The following is a 24,108-nucleotide window of genomic DNA, read 5'->3' as shown; positions in this document are numbered from 1 at the left end:
ATCCTGCGAATAAGCGAGTATTCGTGAGAAAATCGTATTAAACTGAGGGAGTGAAATACGAAGACGGCTGTCGTAACAGCCGTCTTTCCTGAACTCAAGCATCCGTTAGTTGAAGAAGATTTAGCAATTTGGCGATCATTCTTTTAAAATGGTTATTTCCTCAATTGTCACACCGACCACTTTTTTTCCTGCAAAAAAAGGCGCGAATTTGCGCCTTCTTGTGGTTAATTTCTCTCGCATGCATAATTGTCATGGTCGCGGTCCATTTACAACAATGAATATCTATGCTCATATGACCGCCAATATGCAAGAAAAGGCCCCCCAACAGTTTAGAAAACTGATGAAAGACCTTCTCTTATAGTTAGCTTTTTTGTCATAGGTTGCCGTGTTTTTATAAAACGAGGACAAATCCAAAGACAAGAAAAGCATTTTATCATTTTAGACGTTGATATAACAAGGTTTTTAACCGTTTGCGTTTTCCTGACCGTTTTTAAGAAGGTTACCATTTTCATAACTTTTATATTCTGTGGTACATTTAACTCATCGAAGATTACATGTTATACTTCCTGTGATAAATAAAACAACCTGTAAGGAATTTGAACTTTCTTGTAAGTTATATGACTGATATATTTTGCACTGTCCGTGTTAGCCTTTTTTATTTGATTTCGGTAATGTAAACCCGATTTTCGAACTGTTGTATTGACATATATCCCATCATTTTTGTACAAAATGTCTTCCTCTTGACTAGATCAACAAAGACTCTATCCTCACCTACAAATGCCCCGTCTGTATTAAATGTGCCTCAAACCCGCTTCAAAAGTGAACCTTGGCTATCTTTTCAGAAAGAGTGTGTAATATCTTTAACGTTTTGTGCCAAAGGTGCGGTATATTAAGGTCTTTGCTAATGAGAAGTGTAACATCTTTATCGGGATTTGATCGTTTTTCACTTGATTGCGTTAGCAAATTGTTAGCGTGTCTTTCCTTACAAACATTCTTAAGAACTTTTCCTTTAGAACTTACCTAATAAATTCCCCATATGAACTTTATGCAAATGCCAATGAAAAATTAGAACCCATTTTCCACTAACCATTTCATAATGCTTTCTTCTCTTTCCTTAATATCGTCTTGCTGCGCATCGTATTTACGCATTTTCTTCTGTGCGACAATATTTCCATCTACCATAAACAATATTCTTTCAGTTTTTACTGCCACCTTTACATCATGCGTAACGAGCATTACGGTTGTCCCTTTTTTATTAATCTCTGCAAGAATTGACATAATTTCTTCTGTCGATTTGGAATCTAATGCTCCGGTCGGTTCGTCTCCAAATATGATATCCGGATCATTAATCAATGCTCTGCAGATGCCAACTCTCTGTAGCTGTCCACCAGATGCCTGGGTGATATTATGATCTGCAAGCTTTTCAATTCCTGTCATTTCCAACAGTCTTTTTGCTTTTTGATTTACCGCATTTTTATCCACATCTATTGATACAAGAGCAGGAAACACAACATTGTCAATCAATGACAGATTCTTTAATAGATTAATATCCTGAAAGATAAATCCCATGTTATTCAGTCGAATCTTCGCCAGTTCTTCTTCTTTTAGTCTGCCGATTTCATAGCCTTTAAATTTAACACTGCCAGAAGTAATTCTATCCATACCGCTTACATTATATAGCAGCGTTGTCTTCCCGCTTCCAGATGGCCCCATGACCGATACGAATTCACCTTCTACTATCTCTAAGTTCACATCCTTTAAGATATGAAGCTCATTATCTTTTCCTAATTCTACTTTTTTGTTCATACTTCTTGCTTCTAATATTTTGCTCATATATATTCCTCCAATGCCTACCATTGAAACCAAAGTCTATACCGCAGAGGCACCCCGGAATGCCTTCAAGAATCTGCATGCTTATCTGCATCGGTGCCTTCACGCAGTAGGCTTTCTCCATCTTCGGGGATACGCCTCAACCCCGATCTTTTTCATCCGTTCTAACTTCTTAAAACTACAGATAAATCATCTTCTACTGTTACCTTACAGCACACAGAAATAGTAAATCCAACGACTACAATCAGTGCTAACGGACATAGCAGCCAAGTCTGCCATGCAACATTAACTAATTCAATTTTTGCGGCTCCCATAGAGGACATTGCCCTACTTACAAGAAATTCCCCTAAATAATTAGAAGCCAGCACTCCAACTATGATTCCCAATATGAGTACCATCATAGTTCCTGCCATATATTGATGTTTAATATTTTTAGATGTTAATCCCACACTTCGCATGATTGCAATCTGAGACATATCCTTTGATAATAACATCCGAAGGAATAATGCAGTTATCAATACCGCAATGATGACTGCTATTGCGATTCCGCCTATAACAATCAGGCTCATCTGATCAATGATATTTCCAAGAGTCTGCCTAGTATATTCTTTGATATCATTTACCTGCGCAGAATCGTAAGCATTCTGGTAGTAGTCCATTTTCTCAGGAATATCAACGCCTTGAGCCATATCCATGCTCACAATATACCAAAGAACGGCCTCTTCATTTACCCCAAGACTCGTATGCGCCTTTGCTGTTTTCCCCCCATTTGTAATATCCTGATAAATACCAGTGACCGATAAAGTCTGTTCTTCCCCGCCAACCTTGACGGTTACTTCATCTCCTACTTTCTTGTTTAATCCGTCTTTTGCGGCATTGGCAAAGGAAAGCGAGATTTCTCCTTCACCCTCCGGTGCTCTGCCTTCCAGATATTTTAATGGAAATACGGAAAAATCTCCGATTTCAATATTAGTATAGTCCCAGGAACCTTCCCCGTTTTTGACCTGGTAGGAACTTGTAATGTAGGCCGCATACTTTTCAATATCCAAATCATTCTTCAGTTCTTCCTGCAGTTTAATAAAATCTTCTGTAATACTATCGGTTCTTCGAAGATCGATTCTCATGTCGTATTTTCCTATTCCCATATATGTGGAAAATTCCGGTGAATTCATGGTGTTATAAATATTTAAGGGGAGTATGACAATAAACGTACATACGATAAAAATAACAAACAGCAGCCTGTATAATTTGAATCGTTTCCATACATCACTCAGCCCCATGTAAATATTGGTGCTGAAGAATTTGTTCTTTAGCAGCGGGAAACTGTATTTTCGGTTCTTTCCGCGTTCCATGATATCTGAACGTAAAGCTTCCACCGCAGAAATCTTATCGATTCTTTTCAGTACTTGCTGGCAGTACATCACAATCATGAAATACACAAGTAATGGAGCTATAAGCGATAGTACATATTTTAAGCTGCCTGATAAATCGGAAGATATGTAAAGTCTCATATTACCGTTTAACAGATTTATCACTGCAAAGGAAAGAAGATAACCGATAATACCGGCTGCTACTGAGATGACTCTGTATTTGTTAAGATAGACCTTTTTTATATCTTTCTTGGATATCCCCATTGCTTTCATAACACCGATTTCTCTAATATCTTCATCAATTGTTGCCAGAAATGTAAGTCTGATACAGAGCGAAGCAATCACAATGAGCAGAATACTAATAAATATAATGACAATCGCAACTGCCATATCTGACATGGCATTAAACATTGTAAACATCTTTCCTTCGATTATAGGACCGTTTGCCGGAAGACCCGCTTCGATATAGGCAGTCTGAACAGCAGCAGAATCCCCGTTTTCATACAGCTTGAATTCGATCAGATATTCCAGTTTCCCAGCCTGCATTTCAAGCATTTCATTATAGTCATTCTGATTTATCACAAACCGTTTCGAAGAAGTAAGGGAAGAGTTCATCTCAAAATCTCTTGCATAATCTGAAATGACAAACTCTTTCTCATACCCGCCGCTTTTCACCGTAATCGTATCACCTATTTTTAAGTCATGTAGTTCCATGAAATAGATGGGAACAGCGATTTTTCCTTCCTTTACATCCAGCTTTTCATTATCCAGGTCCAATATAAAATCAAATTTCTTATTCTGTACAACAAATGAAATATCCTGTATAGTTCCAGCCATCGTTTGATTTTGGCCAAAATGAATATTTCTTCCATCAATATTCTGAAGAACCATCGTCTCCTGCATCGCTATATGGTCACGGTATTGTTCTGTGAATTGGTCGATTTCTGCCTGGTCATATTCTCCGGCATGCATCACCGTAATTTCAGCTGGTACTGCACTCTCCTGAAGGTCTGACATTGCCTGTATCAGATTGGCAATGTTATTAATGGCACTGGCTGCCAAAATAACTGCCATCGTGATAAATACAAATACTGTCATCGTTACAATTTTGTTTCTGAGGAAATCATTCTTGACTATTTTCAAAAACATTTTTTTCTCCTTCCTGCATACTTTTTTGAATTAATATTATTCTTACATGCAGGTTTCTGAGTTGACTTCACCTAAATGATTATTTAACGTACTAAAGTAATCATACAAAATAATATTAATTAAATTAACCTGCTAGAGACTAATTCCATACTAAGTCTGCAGCCCTATTTTAGTAATTTGACTATGGAAGGTTAATAGAAAAAAAATGAAGGTCAGGAGCACTAGGACACTCTGATATACAATATGACGATGAACATTTACTCACACATAACAGATCCGCTAAAAGAGCAAAACGCACAAAAATTTCAATAGTACATCGAGCTATGATTTGTAGTCAGATGTGGTCAAAAATATTCCCATGAAATCAAAAGCTTTTTTAAGCATAAAAAAGACCCCCAACCAAATTGGTTGAGAGTATGAAACGTAAAATTAACGTTTTGAGAAGAGCTGCACGAAGAGTGCCTTTAAGACCATATTTTTTACGTTCTTTTATCCAAAAGAGTTCGGAGTTATGGCAGCCTAAAGGGTGTTTTATATGTGTCTCATATCACTAGGTAAGTTCAGTTCACGCCTTTTTATTTACTAAATTCTCAATTCCACATGATGGTCGAGCCCGTCATCCCGTAATTCCACAAATGGTCCTGTAGACTTTTCCTCTTCAGAAATCGGAATTTGCACCCCGTCAACTGTCAACCCACATTCATTACCACCAGAACCATTTTTAACGTTAATGTGGTAACGAGTATTACCAAATCGGTACGTAATCGAAAATCCTGGCCACTCACTTGGAATACGAGGATTAAGATAAAGACGAGTTTCTCGTCGCCGAATCCCAAGTATCCACTCAATTCCGGCCTGATAAAACCAACCTGATGCACCCGTATACCATGTCCATCCTGAATGTCCCTGATTCGGCTCTGCCGTATACACATCAGCGGCAATTGCGTATGGTTCACCCGTATACCTTCTTACTTCATGGTCGGTACGAGTATGCGTCATCGGATTAAGCATCGTAAACATCTCCATTGCTTTATCACCATTACCAAGCAGACACCAAGCGATGATGCCCCAAATAACTCCATGAGTATACTGGGCACCGTTCTCCCTGATTCCCGGCGGATAACCTTGTATATATCCAGGGCTTGGTTCGGTCCGATCGAAAGCTGGAGTCAACAGCCGGACAACAGCAAGATCCCGCTCCACCAGCTCCCTGTCGAACGAGTTCATTGCCTGAACAGCACGATCCATTGGTGCTGCCCCTGAGATTACGGACCATGATTGAGCAATCGCGTCGATCCGGCACTCCTCATTTTGAATTGAGCCGAGCCATTGTCCTGCATCGGTAAAAGCACGTCGGTACCACTGACCATCCCAGCCCTGCTCGTTGAGAGAGTCTGTTAACTGCTGGCGCATTTTCTGGAATGCTTCCACCCGTTCGGAATCGCCACGCAATCCGCAAAGCTCGGCAAACCGGTTCAACACGTCACAAATAAACCAGCCGAGCCACACGCTTTCGCCTCGTCCTTTCACCCCAACCGAATTCATGCCATCATTCCAATCCCCCACTCCGATTAATGGCAAACCATGCTCGCCAATCCGGCTCAAAGCCCGATCGATCGCTCTCAGGCAATGCTCATATACTGTGCCCGTTTCTGAAGAGCGTACGGTCGGCTCATAGCGTTCGTGTTCACCCTCAGCAAGCGGTTCACTAATTAGAAACGGTGCGACTTCGTCCAAAACCGTTCGATCACCCGAATGCTCGATGTACCGTGAAACCACATACGGCATCCATAATAAATCATCAGAAAACGTCGTGCGGATACCACGTTCAGTTTCTTCATGCCACCAATGCTGCACATCCCCTTCTAAATATTGGTGGGACGCGTGGAGCACAATTTGTTCTCTTGTTTTTTCCGGCATCGTATGCAGGAGTGCGAGCGAATCCTGCAATTGATCGCGAAAGCCAAATGCTCCTCCAGCTTGATAAAAAGCAGTTCTTGCCCATATTCGACATGCAAGCGACTGATATAATAACCACCCGTTCAACAAAAAATCTGTTTCCTTCGACGGGGTTGACACTTGTATTTGGCCTAAATGATGGTCCCAAAAAGCAATAACCTCATCCATCGCTTGCTCACAAGCTGAAGATTGGCTGTATTTCCTGGCTAATTGTAAGACTCTCTCTTTAGAGTCGTCACAGCCTAACAAAATATAGACAACCTGTTCTTCACCTGGCTTTAGCGTAAGCTTAGTCTGAATCGCACCACAAGATTCGTAATGCGTGCCTGTCCGACACGATAAACCAACGCGACCCATTGCCGCTGGATGTTCCATGCTTCCATTTCGTCCAATAAATTCGTTGCGGTCCGCCGTCCAAGTAAGATCGTATGAATGGTCAGAAGCAGAAACAGATCCTCGAACTTGGTCAGGAGCAGTAATAGAATCCTGTTCCTTTGCTGCATCAGAACCTGGAATTTCCCCCGGTGCTCCACTTGAATCTTGCCAAGCTGCTATACCGGAATCTTTCACTTCACCGGAACCTTTAACAGCACCCCGCTGCGGATAGATCCCTAAAAATGCGGTTGCATCCCGGAAGGTTTCTTGATACGTGTTTTTGGCTATCATGACCCGCTCAGACTCAACCCAATCGGTCACAATAAACGGTGCATTCGCTTGTCGCTGTACCCCTAAAACCCATTCAGCATAATAGGTCAAAGAAATGTGCCTTTGTTCCGAAGTCTTGTTTTGCAGCTTCAACCTGATGATTTTCACAGGATCTTCTAATGGTACGTATACCAGCATTTCGTGTTTAATGCCGTTTCTTTCGTGATCAAACTTTGTAAATCCTTTGCCATGCGTTATTTTATATGGCTCGTTTGAATGGACTGCTGATGGTGCGGCAGACCACACCTTACCACTTTCTTCATCTCTTAAATAAGCTGTTTCCGTCGGTGGATCAAGGACGGGATCATTGGACCATGGCGTTAGCTTGCATTCACGGCTGTTCCGCCACCACGTATAACCCGATCCCATCTCGGAAATGAGAGAGCCAAAACGAGGATTGGCCAGGACATTAATCCACGGCGCCGGCAAATGATTTCCATTTTTGATCATGATCCGGTACTCTTTTCCATCGGGGGAAAACCCGCCCCAACCGTTAAAAAATAACCATTCTTTCGTTTCCTCTTGTATTGTTTGCCCAGAAAAAACATTCTTATTTTCAGCAGAAGTCACCGGAATCAGTTGTTCCGGCAACCCATTCTCCGTTTCATCCTTAAGCAGCCCATTTGGCGTTCCAATCTTATGCATCCCATTTTCCATTTCACCCATAGGCAATCGCATTTGCGTCGCTAAACTAGCTCCGCCAGCGCGGAGCTCGACACGAGCTACTGCCATCAACAATGCTTTGTCCTCCGAAGACAATTGATTTGAGGCAATGACATATACACCGGACAAACCTACACCAAAACGATCAACTCCATGTTCTGCCACCTGCTGAAGTGCTTCTTGCAAGTGTTGATAATAGCCTTCCTCCGACTCGTTAAGGAGAACAAGGTCAAATAAAAGACCAAGTCGCCTTATGTATTCATGACCTGTTAACATTTTAACAACGAACGGCATTTGGCTGCGGTCTTCAATTCGTAAGAGGACGATCGGTCGATCCCCAGATACCCCAAAACTCCAAAGTCCAGACTGACCTTTTGTATTAATTAAAATACTTTTCCCTCGGTCCTTCTTGAGCGGAGAAGTATATAAAATGTAACCTGCCAGCCTTTGAAAATCAGTTGCCTCTTGATTCGTTAAATGCAGATTACGAATCTCAATCTGTCCTCGGTTCCATGATAATTGAAACGCACGTTCCACTGCTTGATCAGGAGCAAACTTACGCACAATTTCGATCGCATCTTCCTTTGTCTCACTAACCGAAGTAACAGCAACTAATTGAATTTGCTTACCAGGTTCAATGCAGATGCGCCTTCTCATCACAAAGGCCGGATCGGCCACCGAACCAACCTTACCACGAAGGCGAGTCCGGATTCCTTGGGGATCGGATAGTCGATAGCCCCGGCCAATAAAGCTAGAACGGTCTGTTTCAAATTCAACCGATCCAAGAGTATCACCGTCAACCAAGAGTGAATGTGCTGACCAAAGTGTCTGGTCCTTCGCTTCACGCGGTCTTCGGCCAGCAACAAGGCAGCCTGATTCAGCATCGAAAGCAGTCCGAATAAAAAGCTTGCTAAATGCAGTATGGGCAACATCTGCTATTGGGTTGGACAAAGCTAACTCAACAAAAGTAGTAACCTCCAAAACTTTTGCTTCTTCACCGCTATTTGTCAAAGTGATTCTACGCAGCTCCGCATTCATCTCTGATGAAACGCAAATCTCCATACTTGTCTTAACGTCTCCATCCACCCGCATAAATGTTGCACGATCTAACCCAAATTGTACGCGTTGTTCAGAAGATTCCACTCGGCATGGTTGGTACGACGGTGACCATAGTTTATCTTGGGAGATATCCCTAATATAAACATAGTTCCCCCATGGATCCATTACCGAGTCTTCGCGCCATCTAGAGACCAATAAACCTTTATACTGGCTAAAACCACTGCCGGTATTCGTTACGACTGTTGTGAACGAACCATTTGAAAGAACGCTGACCTCAGGAACCCTTGTGTCAGGTGAAATATATTCTCTTATTTTGGCAGCATCCTGAGCGCTTTTTGAATTTTGCTTGTGCACACGACCCAAAGCTGGATGCTTAATATACTTAGGCGTTTTCGGAATTCGTTCTTGTAAGAGCAATTCTGCTGAACGAATTTGTTTGTTACGATGGAATCTCTCCACCATTGTTTTTGGCAGTAATAGGTTCGCCAGGGTTAGTAAGCTCATACCTTGATGATGGGCCATAAAACTTTGAATCACCTTATGTTGCTTATTATTCGGCAGACGTTCTTGCGTAAAATCCATTGCTTCATAAAAGCCATATTTTCCTCGACCATTTAACTGCTCTATTTTTTTCAAAGCATCCAAAGCCTGATCCTTTGCAAAAGGGAGAGCCATGATCGTGGCGTAAGGTGCAATAACCAAGTCTTGTTCAAGTCCCCGTTTAAATCCGAGACCCGGAACACCGAAGGCCCGATACTGGTAATTCATTTGATAATCAAACGCATAATAGCCTGACTCAGAAATCCCGAATGGCACTCCTCGCTGGCTGGCGTATTGAACTTGGCGATCAACAACCGCCGCATACGTATTTTCCCACAATGTTTTTCGATACGTCCTCATTAACAGCCATGGCATTAAATATTCGAACATCGTTCCAGACCAGGACAAGAGGACGGATCGTTTCCCAACTCTGGTCATCGTTCTTCCAAGTACATGCCAGTGGGACACCGACACTTGACCAAGCGCAATCGCGACAAAGCTTGCAATTCTTGCCTCAGACGCCATTAAATCATAAAGCACCTCATCCCGTGTATTTCGATCAGCATGGTATCCTAAGGAAAATAACTTGGCTCTATGATCAAATAGAGGCTGGAAATTAGTTTCTTCAATCAATTTTTCTATACGTTTAAGCAACATTTGACCCCTATCCCGCCAATTAACACTTACCCTCTTACCGTTTAGTCTTCTCGAGACATATGGTGTGATTTCTTCGGAAAAAGCAATTTTCATTGTTTCATCGTTATGAAAGTGGTAAGTTGGATTTTCCTTTTTATCAAAGGCTTCTAGCCACTCGGCTAAGCCTTCTTTTACTGTAATAAGACAACCAACTAAATTTCCTGAATCAACAGTTGATACATACCTTGGCGATAACGGGTTCAGTGTCTCAGTGTCATACCAATTGTAAAAATGCCCTTCCCACTTTTCCATCCGCTCAAGCGTCTCCAATGTCCTCTCCAACCGCAAAATTAATCCAGGGGTATCAATAAACGAAAAATCCCTAGCTGCTAAAGCACAGGTAAGATACATCCCGATGTTGGTAGGAGAGGTGCGATGCGCCACCCCGTTCGGCGGTTCCATTTGCACATTGTCAGGCGGTAGCCAGTTCTCTTTTTCGGTAACATAATCTTCATAAAAAGACCATATTTGCTGAGCCAGGTTCGTCAGTTCTTCCATCTCATCTTCCGAAAAAGTAATACGATCCTGTGGAGACGGCTGATTGAGCCATTTAATCACGAATGGAGCACACACCCACATCACACTCAATGTAAGCCCAATGATTTGCACCACGATATTTTCATTAAATAATGTTACCGCCAAAAACAAAATACAAAGAACATAACCTCCCACCATGCCTTGTAACAAGGAAGCACCATTCTGTTTGCTCTTGCGATTCTCTTCATCTGATGAGACCCATTCGAGCAATCGTTTTTTTGAAAATAATAAACGGTACAGCGTTCTACCAATTGCATCAAGCAAAAGGACAATTTGAAACGGCAGGATAACAATACCCAACAAGACTTGAACCGTCGTGTTCAAAATACTACGCAGATTCATTAAACCGGTCTGAACGGTGACAATCTGGCGAAGAACCGGCAAGAACCATGTTGCAATCACCAAAGCTATCCAGCGTAAAGGTGAACCCGGAAGGATTGTGACTGCTAAAAGAAGGGTGACAAATAGTGTCGTAGACAATAGACTCCGCCGCATATTATCAATGATCTGCCACCGAGTCAGCACAGACAAATCGACTGGCAACAGTTCACCTCTTCGGTTATACAATCTTGGCAGTAACCATAGTAATAGCTGCCAATCTCCTCTTACCCAGCGATGCTGCCGCTTTTGAAAGACAATAAACTTCGCCGGATAATGGTCAATTAATTCGATATCTGAAAGTAGGCCTGCGCGCAGGAAACCGCCTTCAAGTAAATCATGACTCAACACCCGGTTGTCCGGAATCCGTTCACATAGCACTTGATAAAACGTATCGACTTCAAATATTCCTTTTCCAGTGAAAATCCCCTGACCGAGCGCATCTTGATACGGATCAGAAACAGCAAACGCATATGGATCAAACCCTGGATTTGTTGACCAAAGACTGGCAAAACGCGAACTCATTGAGGCCTGATGACTCATACTGAGTCTTGGTTGAAGCACACCGTAGCCCTCTATCACTCTCGTCTTCGTATCATTTAGAACCGGCTGATTATATGGTAGATGCAACGTACCGATCATTCGCTGTGCACTTTCAAGTGGAAGCTGCGTATCAGAATCGAGAGTAATGATATAACGAACATCCTGAAGTAAACTCAAATCTGCCTCGATAAAAGCGAAGCTGGTATCCTCTCTCCCTTTTAGAAACTCCACAAATTCTACTAGCTTTCCTCGCTTTCTCTCCCATCCCATCCATACACCCTCAGACGGGTTCCATTTCCGCTTTCGCTGAAAGAGATGAAAGTTTGTGTTGGAGTAGGTATTTCGCAATTGTTCAATTTCTCGTTTGGCTGCTGTTAAAATGACTTCATCCTGTTCGAGAGACTCTGTCTCCGCATCCTTGAAGTCGCCCAATAACCCAAAGTGGAGATTGGAATCCCGGTTCGCCAAATAATGCAATTCAAGCCGTTCTGCCAACTCCTTCACTTCTGCTATTGATGACCAGATGACTGGAATCACAACCATCGTTTTCGCATCAGATGAAATTCCTTTTGAAAAATCAAATCGCAATAACGGGACTGGACCTTTGACACGTTCAATGAACCAATGAGCTGAAGTGACCGCCCACTCTGTCACCGGGAACAAGAGGATTCCTAGGATAGCAAGCCATTGAATTGGTGAAAAAAGTTCATCCCAACCTATCCAGATTGAAAAGCCAAGCAAGAAAACAACGAAGCATACTGCTAACATATTAAAATAGGTTCCAGTTGCACGGCGCATTAACCCTGTTTCAGGGAGAGTTCGTGGTTTACCGCACATCTTTAACGCTTGTCTCAATTGCATAATGCCATTGGGATCTAATAAGTAATATGCAACAAATAATGGACGATTTCTCTCCGTGCTATTTCTCTCGTGAAGCTCCTTTCCGTATTTTTCTGCTAATTCTTCACTATTTACCCTTTTTTGTGATACCTCAACAGATGGTTCCTCTCCATATTTATCCGCGAGCTCCACTGCCTGTGCTGCCACAAGGTTTTCAGGCAGATTTAAACGTCTCGCTAGCTGCTCGACCCTCTTTCGGAGAGTGTCACGACTAGAGAAATCCAATTGCGCATAAAAGCCTGTCCTCTCTTTCCGCAGCGATTGTTCAACCATGCTAATTTGCTCAAAGGTTTCATTCCAATCCCAGCGAGAAAGCTTACGCATACTTGTGATTAGGTTACCTGTTGTCACTTGAAAGTCTGCTTGGAGCTGAAATTCATATGACAAAATGTGATCAAGGCTCTCTGGTCCATTCTCCAATTTGCAAATGAGCCATTCTCCTACTGTTGCTGTATAATCAGCACGTTCGCGCAGATGTTTTACCAAATGGACAATCATCAGTCCAGAAAGAGGCATTTCTTGTCCAGCTTCCTCTAATACTTGCTTCAGTTTTTCTGGAGTGATCTCCGATGCTTCGATACCGGAAAGTAACTTCTCAACCAACGAACAAACATCACGTCTTTCCTTGACTGTTTCCATGATTTCGGCCAGACGACGAATCAAAGCCACCCTCATAATAAGCGGCATCGCCCAAACTTCAGCCATTTTCAATAGAGAAACTTCTTGATATGACTGGATATAGGAAATAAATGAATCCATATCCAAATGCCCGTCGTTAAATTGAAGGTAGTCTGTACAAATAGAAAAAACTCTGGAATCCCCCGTTTTTTTTAGGTGGGGTAAAGAGTTAACAAACCCTTTCGTTAAATCTTGGTTTACTACAAGGACCTGTTCTTCCAAAAATTCCGCATTATCTAGTAACCATTCTTCAGCCGGCTGTGAACAGGAAGAACGATTATCTCTTAAGTCGTTAACAAAGCCGCGCAATTTCTCTAAGTCTGATTCATTAGACTGTAAAAAGCGGGCAGATGGCTTTCGTCTTATGAAAGGATCGTGTCTTAACGCCGCTTTATGCGCTTCTTCTCTTAGCTGCTCTTTATTATAAATCACTTATATATCCCCCAAAATAGCATTTTCCATCAAAGTCTTACTGATAAAATTTGCCCACTCTGGCTGGAAAATATGCAAAATAGTTCCAAAGAGTGATGAAACTGGTGGAATCGACTAACCTCCATATGCTCGACACGGAGTAGCCAAGCAGAAGACAATCGAAGAATTAGAAGGGAGAAAAGATTTACCTAATTATTTAGAAAAACGGGAACTCAAGCACTTTCTCCAAGTTGCAAAAAAACCACTCCCTAATTTTTATAGGAAGTGGTTTTTGCTATTGATATAAATTATTTACATGACTGCTTCACAGTTTGGTCGAAAAAATGCACTTAACCATTTCTCAAAAGAGAGTGGTTAAATTACATCATGCCGCCCATATGGTTTTAAGCTGTAACATTTTTAACACCGGTAGAAGAAAGTCCCGCAGAATCAGCATTCTGCAGGCATCAAGTGTAATATCTTTAACCCTGATTTACTTCGTTTTATTGGACTTCGTTAGCAAAATGTTAGCATGTTGTTAGCAGTCAATGATTTGCAATTAACTTGATGTCTCTTATAACAGAAGCGGTGCAAATTCTGTTTGCATCGCTTTTAAACCGCAGTTACACAATCCACATGTGCGGAGTGTATGTGGCAACACATGGGGTGCCGGTGAGTTCACGCTCGTTGTATATAGCTTTATCCCTTTAAAAAAACAGATTCTCTCATCTTCCATTTTAGCGTTCTATAATTGAATAAAAACGATGTTCCAATAGCAGGTTAGTTAAACATGAAAGTCGAATCATTCTATATAACAATAAAAAGAATGCTTATTCATGATGACAAAAATGAGTCACCCGAACAAGCCCAAAAAGAAGTCTTTAGTTAGTTGGAGTTGAAATATATTATAATTCTAAGAGAAAATATTCTACATTGGGATTTCTCTTTCCATCACAATTCGAAAAATGAGATTCATAAAGCTTGCTTAACATTGTTTTATTTAATTAGAAAAATGATTTGAAAATGGCCAGGACTGTAAGTACACCGATAATGGTGACAAAAATATTGCTGATTTTTCCTCTGTAATTAGCCAAGGCAGGCACTTTACGGATCGTATACATTGGTAATATACATAGAATTATAGCACCTGTAGGTCCGCTGATGCTGTCGATGATTCCAAGAATGCTAGGGTTTGCATAGGCTGTATACCAGCTTGTTAAGATGACAAAAGCAAGGATCATAGACTTGACTGTTTTTTCTTTTGGTTCTTTTCCACGGGCTCTGCCAGCTTCCATGATAATGTCACGCATGACCTCGTAACCTCCTACATAATGGCCAAGGAAGGACTTGGTTATCGCAACAAAAGCAATGATAGGCGCAGCATAAATTATGATAGGCGTCTTTAAATGATTAGCAAGATACGATAGGATTGATAAATTTTCTTTCCTTGCCATGGCAAGATCAGCTGGAGATAAACTTAAGACACTGCTCCAAACAAAGAACATCACGACAGCGAATGTCAGAATATAACCATATTTTTGTATTTGCGCACATTTGGCGTCAGTAGCTTCTATTCCATAGGTTTCCCTCTGTTTGATCACAAAAGGCGATATAATCGGATAATGATTAAACGCTAACACGGTAATTGGGAGAATCATCAAAAGCGTACCCAAAATGCCTTGTCCCGGCGAAGCTGCAGAAACACTTGAGAAACTTAAACTTGCGGTATTCCACTGTGGAATCAAATAGATTCCAATAAATAACAGACAAGCGATAAAAGGATATACCAGCATGCTCATTACCTTAATCGTTATATCGTGACCGAAATTTACAATAAATATAAGGACCAGCACCAATACTAGTGATAAAACAGCCCTTGGCGGCTCCTTAAGGTGCATTTGATTCACGATGAAGCTGCTTGCAGTATTTGTTAGTGCAACCGCATACATCAGCACTATGGTGTAAATGGCGAAAAAATAGACCCAGTTAAACATTTTACTTGCCTTCGTTCCGAAATACTCTCTGATCGTCCCCGTAATCCCCTCATCAGAAGCTTTGGAGGCATAGATAATTTTGGCAAACGCCCTATGCCCATAGTACATGATAGGATAGGCAAATATCGTAATAAACAGTAATGAAATGATACCTCCTATTCCTGCATTAATAGGTAAAAAGAGTACTCCCGCTCCTATTGCGGTTCCAAAAAGACTTAATGCCCAGGTGGTATCTTGTTTATGCCATTTTTTAGGGTCTGTCAGTAATTTTTCCTCTTCTACTACAATTTTTTCAGCTGCATTTCCATACATATATAATTTCTCCTCGAGCCACATTTTTGGCTTATTAATATAGTTTTTATCTTGAAAAATTAATATTGTATTCCTATTCTGAAACCGCCTTCATTTACGTTTATAGCTGGGTCTCGGAAAAAACAATTCCAAGACCCGCCATAAATATGAAACTATTTATTCCGACAAGCGGACTTTAATTAACTCTGCAAAATATTCCGCTCCAATAGTTAAGATCTTATCATTAAAGTCATAGCGTGAGTTATGAAGTGGGACATTGCCTATTCCTTCTGAATCGTCACCATTTCCGATAAATACAAAGCAGCCAGGAATCTTCTGTAAAAACGTTCCAAAATCTTCAGAAGCCATCCACTGCGGACAATTTCCCTCTACTTTATGTTCGCCAACCACATTTTCGGCCGCTCTTACCGCGATTTCAACACACTCCGTCCAGTTTACCGTTGGAGCAAATTCATGGGTATATTCAAATTGACATTCTGCCCCATTAATTTGGCAAATCCCCTCACTAATCGTCCGCATCCGTTCCTCAAGCAGCTTTGATACCTCTGGAGTATAGCTTCTAGTATCCCCTTTAATCACTACATTTGTCGGAATCGCATTGTGTGCTCCGTCCGTAATAAATTCAGTACATGAAATGACAGCGGGAACACTTGGGTCCATATTACGAGATATAATGGTCTGCAACGCAAGAACAATTTCAGAGGCAATAACGATTGGATCCTTTCCCCAGTGAGGACTTGAAGCATGTGAGCCTTGCCCCTTGATACGGATTACAAAGTTATCCTCGCTTCCCATAATTCCACCCACACGAGTTGCAATGAAACCTGCAGGCAGACCAGGCTTATTGTGCATTCCATAAATCTCATCCATTGGAAAACGTTCAAGAAGTCCATCTTGTATCATCGCAGAAGCGCCTTTACCAGGTTCCTCTGCAGGTTGAAAAATAAATCGAACGGTTCCGTTAAAATTTTTGCGCTCCGATAATAGCTTGGCTGCACCCAAAACTGTAGCCATATGTCCATCATGACCGCACGCATGCATTTTACCCGGATTCAGGGAGGAGTATGGATGCTGCCCCACCTCTGTTAGGTTAATAGCATCTATATCTGATCGAATACCGATAATCCCTTTTCCATCGCCCACTGTAAGATTTGCAACAATTCCAGTACCACCAATATTTCTATGAACCTCTAATCCCATATCCGTTAATACCATAGCAAGAAAGTCAGAAGTATTTTTTTCTTCAAAGGCGGTTTCAGGATGTGCATGAAGATAGTGTCTCCACTCAGTAAGCTGTTTTTCAAAATTTTTATTGTTCATTTCGTTTTCACCCTCTCATAAAATATGGTTTTATAATTGGTTATACAGATGGATAGGCCCCTTCCCATACTACTTTTCTATAATGATCTGGATCAGTGTCGCCTTCCGTGCTGATAATAAGAATCTTCGAATCTTGATTCAGTTTCAATGTTTCTTTCAAATCATTGAGCACTACTTTTTCAGCCAATAGACTAACTAAGCCCATACCAACTGCTCCAGATTCACCTGAAACAACATGAGGGTCACCGGCCAATGGGTTTGCAAGAATTCGCATACCTAGTGCGGCCACATAATCCGGACAAGAAACAAAAGTCTCGGCATAATCTTTTAAAACGCCCCAAGAAGTAGTACTTGGCTCCCCACATGCCAAACCTGCCATGATTGTATTCAAATTTCCCGTTACAGCATGAGGCTTCCCGTCACCAATATTAATAGATTTGAATAGACAGGCAGCTTTATCTGGTTCGACTATTACGGTAATAGGACGCTTATCTCCAAATTTCCCTACCAGAAATCCTAGCATACTGCCAGCATACGACCCAACCCCAGCTTGTAGAAATACATGCGTCGGACGGTCCTCACCAGCTTCTGCAATCTGCTCCACAGCTTCATCCATGATCGTTCCATACCCCTGCATAATCCAGGTTGGAATCTTTTCATATCCATCCCAGGCCGTATCCTGTACCAAAACCCAGCCATTTTCTTCAGCCTTTTGGCTTGCCAGCCTAACTGTATCATCATAATTAAGATCTGTGATAGAAGCTTCTGCTCCTTCTTTTCTTATATTATTTAGTCTTATTTCTGAAGACCCTTTTGGCATATATACAACTGATTTTTGTCCTAGCTGGTTTGCAGCCCAAGCAATTCCTCTTCCATGATTTCCATCCGTTGCTGTTACAAAAGTAATATCCCCAAGTTTCTCTTTTACTTCTTTACTTCTTAGTTTTTCAAAAGAAAGCTCTGAAATATCTGCATTTAATTTTTCTGCTAAATATTTTCCAACAGCATAGGAACCACCTAATACTTTAAAAGCATTAAGTCCAAATCGATAAGATTCATCTTTCACCCATATATTGCTAACACCTAATAGTTTAGACAATTCATTTAAGCTGTGAAGTGGAGTTGCTTTATACTCCGGAAAGCTCTTATGGAAATTTCTTACCTTTTCAATTACTTCACTGTTCATAAAATCTGCAGATGCTTTCTCTAAATCTGTTGTTCTAACTTTTTCATTTATTACATATTCAATTTCTGTTTTAATTCCCGTTAAATTTTCCACTTTTATCCCCCTCAAAAGTTTTAATCCAAAATTGCTATAACCTCAATTTCAACACCTGCATCTTTAGGTAATCTGGATACCTCGACACAACACCTGGCAGGATAATTCTCTGTAAAAAACTCTCCATATACTTCATTGACATCAGTAAAGTTCGCTAAATCCTTTAAAAATACTGTAGTCTTTACTACATCTTCTAAAGAAGCTTCTGCAGCCGCCAATATTTCTTTTACGTTATTTAAAGATTGTTTTGTTTGTTCTTTAATATCTTCTGGAATTTCGCCAGTTTGCGGATTTACAGGAAGCTGCCCTGAAACAAAAATAGTATTTCCCTTTTTGATTGCTTGAGAATATGGTCCAATAGCTCCTGGTGCGTTTTTTGTTGAGATTACTTCTTTTAACATTAATAGTTCCTCCTTGGTTTCCTTCATAGTGTAAATGCTTACATTAATCTTTATAGTATGTAATATATCACACTATACATATTAGTCAATATTCCTTTTTATTTTCATGATTAATATTTTTGAACTTTTAACTGTTCATGCCTAATGTGGTATATTACATATTAAGGAATCATTATTAAGAGGTGCAAAAATGAATATCGAGAAGAATGGACAGAAATTAAAACGGACGTTTATGAAGGATGAAGTCTATAATAAGCTCAGAAAGTGGATTGTAACGGGAGAACTCGAACCTGGTACAAAATTAAGAGTTCAGGACTTGTCTGAACAGCTTGGGATTAGCCGTACGCCCATTCGAGAAGCTTTACTTAGACTGGAAAATGATGGACTTGTGGTTACGAAAGCCAATAGGTGGACCTTAGTATCTCCTATAAATTTAAAAGAAGCGGAAAGTATCTATTCAATTGTATGGACACTTGAACGTTTGGCTATGGAACAGGCTTTTTCTTATATTTCCTCAAAAGATATAGAAGATTTGGAACAACTCAATGAAAATTTTCATAAAACCATTATTAATACAGAGGAAATTTTTGCAGTACTTCAAGCAGATAATGAATTTCATGATAAAATTATTCAGTTATCAAATAATTTGGAGTTACCCAAGTTGCTCTCAAGTTTAAAAGTAAGGATACAAAGAATAGAAATCCATTATTTCAGTCAGGTCGATACCAAGAATACTTCCTATACTGAACATCAACAAATCTTAGATGCACTAAAAAAACAGGATTTAAATCTTGCAATAGAAGCAATTAATGCTAACTGGAAAAACAGCTTAGACCGTATTCGACTATACCCTGAAAATGAAAGATAGTCCGAAAATCCTTTTCAGATTCTCGGACTATCTTTTTTGGTAATTTCGCTCATCGCACTATCATATTAGCACTATCGATTATTTATTTATTTTTTTTGTATGCTAATGGAGTCATGTTCATGGAATCTCTGAATTTATCAATAAAATAGCTTGTGCTATTAAAACCAACTTGATAAGCAATTTCAGTAATAGTAGAATCACCTCGCCTACCAAAACATCAAAAGAAACTCAGGTAGCAAAACTGCGGGAACAGATAAATTAACAATTAACGATATTCTAGATTTAACAGTGGAAGATGTAATAGCAAGGGTTCAAGCCATGTTCAAATGGTACAAACCGCAAACAACTAAACTGCCCGTTCGTTGAATAAGCAACCGCTCCTTAAGAAATCCCCTGACTGTTAAAGGAGGATTTTTTTTTGGTTCCGTACACTTAATTAAATCCAGAAAATTGATTTTTTCTATTGACATTTAATATGAAATGGTTATGTTCCTTTTGCCGGTGGATAAATTACCGAACAAGTTTATTAAATGGAGGAAGCAAATCATGAAAAAAACACAGAGAAATACTACTGAAAGAAAAATTCGAAACAATACACAAACTGCCATGCAGCGCCTTAGAGATAGAGGGATGCTTTCATGAGTGCCAATCACTCCCCTTTTATTAACAAACTAAAAAAGCCTTTGGAAAATGGAACTTTATCACCGTTTCTCTATGATCGCTTTGAAGATTACCAGAGTCAAAGGAGGGATAGGAATGAGACTCCAGCAAATTGCCATTAGCAATTTCCCTGGCAAAAATCATGGACATATTAGGGTTTTGACGAAAAAGGCTGGACAGCAAGGCTATGTCCAGCTCTCATTTGACCTTTCCAATATTGCTCCTTCAAAGAAATAAGAGAATAATTTCCACCTCTGTCTGAGCAAGATAACGGGTGGAGGTGATTTTAATGAGAAGGCGCGTGCAATTGCGTTCAATACCGGAATCAAGCCCGGTTTCAAATGTGTGGATTCAACACTTGATAGGCAGACTCCTAATCGGAGAGCTGAATATCCCACACAGACTGCAGGCAAAATTGCTATATGAATTATCCAGGGAAAGAAAGGATGTAAATTAGATGAATGCTATTAACAGCCAGAAAAAGCATGTTTTCTTCCGACGAGTGAGTACAGCAGGACAAGATATCATAACACAGGAAGCCGCAGACCTGCCCTTCCGAGAGAAACTGTCGGATGACGAAATTTTGATTATTAATGAAATAGCCACTTCCGCAAACAAAAAAGCGATTAAAGAAAGACCAGAGATGCAAAGGCTCATTTCATTGGTAAAGGATAAGAAGGTACACAGTATCTACGCCTTTGACCGCAGCCGCTTGTTCCGTGATTTTTACGAAGGCATGGAATTTAATGACTTACGCGCTAAGTATGATGTCCAGGTGATTTACACATCTGTGGGGAACGGAAACATGCCAGCAAGTGATGATGTTTTCGTAGAAGGCTTACTGAGCATGTTCAGTGACATTGAGGGGAAAAACATCGCTCGCAGAAGCCGAGAGGCAAGATTAAGATATCCGGCTAAAAAATTTGGTTACCAAAAACAAAAAGAGACAAAGCGTTTTTTACATGACTCTTCTAAGAGTAAAGGCGTACAACAATACTTTGCGGCTCTTAAGGAAATTAGTTCCCTTGATGATTTGTATAAGGTCACGAAGGAATATCGGAAAAAATTAAAAAAGACTGACGAACAATTAGTTTCCATGGCTACGGATCCATTTTACGCCGGATATGATCTGGAAAAGGGGACAAATAAGCTCCAGCATGTTACTCCTTATATTTCTATTGAGGAATTTTTACAACTTCAGAGAGTCAATGGAGAATTTTTCAAAGCATTTCTTGAACGAAAAAAGTCGCTTATGTGTCAAAACATTTACACTCCCTGTTGCGGTTACTGCAGGAAACCTCTTTTTTACAAGATTGAAGAAGAATCCAACAGCTCATACTATTCTTGCTCTTCAAAACTGCATCCTAAGGTCACTGTATCATTTTCAGACCTCTCAAAAATAATCGGGGGCATTTTGAGTGAGATAATTCAAAACTTCAATGCAGAAAAACTAATTAATCAATCTATCAATTGTTATAGGACAATTAAAAAGCACCTAGAAGCGGAAATGGATAGCATTGACCAAAACCTTAATGGAATCATAGAGGAATTAGTCCTTGGATCTGATGATTATTCTGCCGACTGGAAACAAGACCCTATGTATAAACGAAAACAGCTTTTAAAACAGGAGTATCATAACTGTCTAGAACAAATCAAAGAAAATCAAAACGCACTCCAAAAAAACAAATCTGTGATAAAGGTGATTGAAGAGGCATTAATAAACCAGTCTAATATGAATCCCTCAATGCTCTGTGACATGCTCATAAATGGAATTTGGATTTATGGGGATAACCTTCAGGTAGATGTTTTCTATTTTGATTATCTGCAGGAAATGGAGAAGGAAATGATTTTCGAAGGAGAAGATATAGCATGACTTTAGCATTCGGTTATATCCGCCGTTCCTCATATAAACAGCAGGAAAACAATAGTGTAGAAATACAGAAAGCCCACATCCTGGAGTATGCGCGTAGGAAAGGACTGAGTGTCCCTGAAGATTTTATCATTATCGAGGATGTTACGAGCGCTTATAACAAACGCGCTAATCAACGAAAAGAGCTGATGCGACTAAAGGAAATGATGGTAGAAACAATGATTCCCACCGTTATCTTTTATGAAGAATCTCGGATGGACCGGACAGCTTATACATTTGTATTGGACTTCTATCGGCCATTGAAGGAAGTTATCCCGGACATATTAGTATATACAACCAATTCCGAAAATCCCTTCAATCCAGATAATGAACAAAACAAAATTGCTCTTTTACTGTACCGCCAAGAATCAGAAATTAAATCAAACCGTGCTGTTGGAAACTTGATTGCTCATTTAGAAGCCGAGGATAAGACAAGGCCAGGCTCGAAAGTACCCTTCGGATATAAGCAAGTTAAAAAAATGCTTACTCCTAATGAAGATGCTGAGATTGTAACTTTTATCTATTACCTTCATAGCTGGGGAGTATCGATGGGAAAGATAGCCTCTATTCTTAACGAAGCTGAAGTTCCTTCACCATCCGGCAAAGCATGGAGACCTAGTACCATAGAAAACATTTTAAAGAACCCTGTTTATACCGGCACGCTAATATGGGATATCCAAAAATCAAAGACTGAAAGGAAATACGAATTCCTGGATTTCCATGAACCCATAATTGAAAGCTCTCTTAAACAAATATGTGATATTAATATTCAGCTTCAAAAGAATTTCGGCCGCCTGGATACTCCCTTCCTCTTTTTAAATAAACTTACCTGCGCTGATTGCGGTGATAAACTAGCGAACCAAAACGGTTCAACCAAAAGGAACGGCATTTCATATCTATACCAATATTACGTATGCCGGAACTGCGATTACAAACTAGCAATTAATGAGCTACATGAAAATCTGTTGCCCCAGACTTTCAAACATGTCCAATCTTTTATAACTGCACAAACAATGAAAACAACAATAGCAGCATACCTTCCACAATTCAAACAAACAATCAAAAAAAATATAGCTAATTTAAAAAACGCTATTGACAAAGCTCATTCAAAGGGTTGTATTGCAAAAGAACAAGGAGACAAGGAGCTGGAAGATGCAGCAGCCTTCTTGCAGTTAAAGTACCAGGCCTCAATTGATGCCCTTGTTTCCTACTCAAAGTCAGTAGACGAATTGAAAGGAGTGCTAGATTCGGATGTCTTTTTCCATCGATTCAATCATCTTCTAGATGCTTCTCTGGCTATTACAGAGAAAAGGCTAATTATTCTTTACTTTGTCGAAGAAATTTTAATTTCGCCGGAAAAGCCACCACACTTTATCTTTTGCGAGAATTTCTTTGAACAATTACTTTCAATGGATAAACTCCAGAAACAAAGAGGTATTCAAATGGACAAACTACCGAATCCTAGTCCACCCACCGGGATACAAAATACCGACATTTCTTAAGTGCCCTGTCTACAGGGCTTTCCTTTAAGGAATGTTCGGTAGTTCATCCGAATTGGTATACCAATTTGGATAGATAACCGAAAAGACATTTAGTAGTATGGACAAACAACCGAAATATATACAAAGAAACAATTTTGGAGGGGTTTATTAATGAATAGAACAAATCAATATACAACTTGGGAATCGCTACCCGATACATTAACGGCAGCACAAATCGGGCAATTCCTTGGGATCTCAAGAAAAACAGTCTATGAATTATTCAAATTGAAAATTGAGCATGGTGGTATCCCCAATTTTGAAATCGGCGCTTCAAAGCGTGTAGAAAAAGCCGATTTCAAAATTTGGGTAGCCAACCAAAAACTAAAAAAAAGTGCGGCCCATGTCGGTTAGGCGGAGAACAATCCATTCTTCTAACCTTGTTCTAATAAAATAACAAAACGTATCC

General features: G+C 40.2%; 12 protein-coding genes and 1 pseudogene. 5 read left to right on the top strand and 8 right to left on the bottom strand.

The genetic code is table 11. The features are described from left to right. Positions 1-1,065: 1,065 nt before the first annotated feature. The 7 genes from AB7942_RS21770 to AB7942_RS21740 all read right to left on the bottom strand — a co-directional run bounded on the left by AB7942_RS21770 (position 1,066) and on the right by AB7942_RS21740 (position 18,724). Entirely contained in the window at positions 1,066-1,833 is a 768-nt protein-coding gene (locus AB7942_RS21770; RefSeq protein WP_369448473.1) for an ABC transporter ATP-binding protein, read from the bottom strand. Between the two features lie 161 nt (positions 1,834-1,994). Beyond that, positions 1,995-4,349 (bottom strand): ABC transporter permease, encoded by a 2,355-nt coding sequence (locus tag AB7942_RS21765; RefSeq protein WP_369448472.1) that lies wholly within the window; start codon positions 4,347-4,349, stop codon positions 1,995-1,997. A gap of 582 nt (positions 4,350-4,931) precedes the next feature. Continuing rightward, entirely contained in the window at positions 4,932-13,439 is an 8,508-nt protein-coding gene (locus tag AB7942_RS21760; RefSeq protein WP_369448471.1) for a glycoside hydrolase family 94 protein, read from the bottom strand. 983 nt (positions 13,440-14,422) lie between these two features. Beyond that, the gene (locus tag AB7942_RS21755; RefSeq protein WP_369448470.1) at positions 14,423-15,724 is read right to left on the bottom strand and encodes an aromatic amino acid transport family protein; all 1,302 of its coding nucleotides are present in this window, start codon (positions 15,722-15,724) and stop codon (positions 14,423-14,425) included. 156 nt (positions 15,725-15,880) lie between these two features. Further along, positions 15,881-17,044, bottom strand: coding sequence for a M20 aminoacylase family protein (locus AB7942_RS21750; protein ID WP_369448469.1), 1,164 nt, complete (start codon positions 17,042-17,044; stop codon positions 15,881-15,883). Positions 17,045-17,084: 40 nt separating this feature from the next. After that, positions 17,085-18,323 (bottom strand): diaminopropionate ammonia-lyase, encoded by a 1,239-nt coding sequence (dpaL, locus tag AB7942_RS21745; RefSeq protein WP_369448468.1) that lies wholly within the window; start codon positions 18,321-18,323, stop codon positions 17,085-17,087. Positions 18,324-18,343: 20 nt separating this feature from the next. Next, positions 18,344-18,724 (bottom strand): RidA family protein, encoded by a 381-nt coding sequence (locus AB7942_RS21740; protein WP_369448467.1) that lies wholly within the window; start codon positions 18,722-18,724, stop codon positions 18,344-18,346. Positions 18,725-18,914: 190 nt separating this feature from the next. On the opposite strand from AB7942_RS21740, the gene AB7942_RS21735 reads away from it, so the two are divergent. Next, positions 18,915-19,592: a GntR family transcriptional regulator gene (locus AB7942_RS21735; protein WP_369448466.1), complete on the top strand. Its 678-nt coding sequence runs from the start codon at positions 18,915-18,917 to the stop codon at positions 19,590-19,592. An 82-nt stretch (positions 19,593-19,674) separates the two neighbouring features. Here the strand turns inward: AB7942_RS21735 and AB7942_RS21730 are convergent. Then, positions 19,675-19,788: pseudogene (locus tag AB7942_RS21730) on the bottom strand (helix-turn-helix domain-containing protein); the annotation flags it as partial. A gap of 560 nt (positions 19,789-20,348) precedes the next feature. On the opposite strand from AB7942_RS21730, the gene AB7942_RS21720 reads away from it, so the two are divergent. The 4 genes from AB7942_RS21720 (at position 20,349) to AB7942_RS21705 (ending at position 24,053) form a co-directional block, all read left to right on the top strand. Beyond that, entirely contained in the window at positions 20,349-20,489 is a 141-nt protein-coding gene (locus AB7942_RS21720) for a hypothetical protein (RefSeq protein ID WP_369448465.1), read from the top strand. 220 nt (positions 20,490-20,709) lie between these two features. Next, the gene (locus tag AB7942_RS21715) at positions 20,710-22,125 is read left to right on the top strand and encodes a recombinase family protein (protein WP_369448464.1); all 1,416 of its coding nucleotides are present in this window, start codon (positions 20,710-20,712) and stop codon (positions 22,123-22,125) included. After that, positions 22,122-23,663: a recombinase family protein gene (locus AB7942_RS21710; RefSeq protein WP_369448463.1), complete on the top strand. Its 1,542-nt coding sequence runs from the start codon at positions 22,122-22,124 to the stop codon at positions 23,661-23,663. The genes AB7942_RS21715 and AB7942_RS21710 overlap by 4 nt, the downstream gene beginning before the upstream one ends. A 150-nt stretch (positions 23,664-23,813) precedes the next feature. Continuing rightward, positions 23,814-24,053 (top strand): helix-turn-helix domain-containing protein, encoded by a 240-nt coding sequence (locus AB7942_RS21705; protein WP_369448462.1) that lies wholly within the window; start codon positions 23,814-23,816, stop codon positions 24,051-24,053. The last annotated feature ends 55 nt before the right edge of the window (positions 24,054-24,108 follow it).

The organism is Neobacillus sp. BF23-41, from assembly GCF_041106275.1.
The sequence above is the reverse complement of the archived record's forward strand: the minus strand, read 5'-3'. Positions and strand labels throughout refer to the sequence as shown.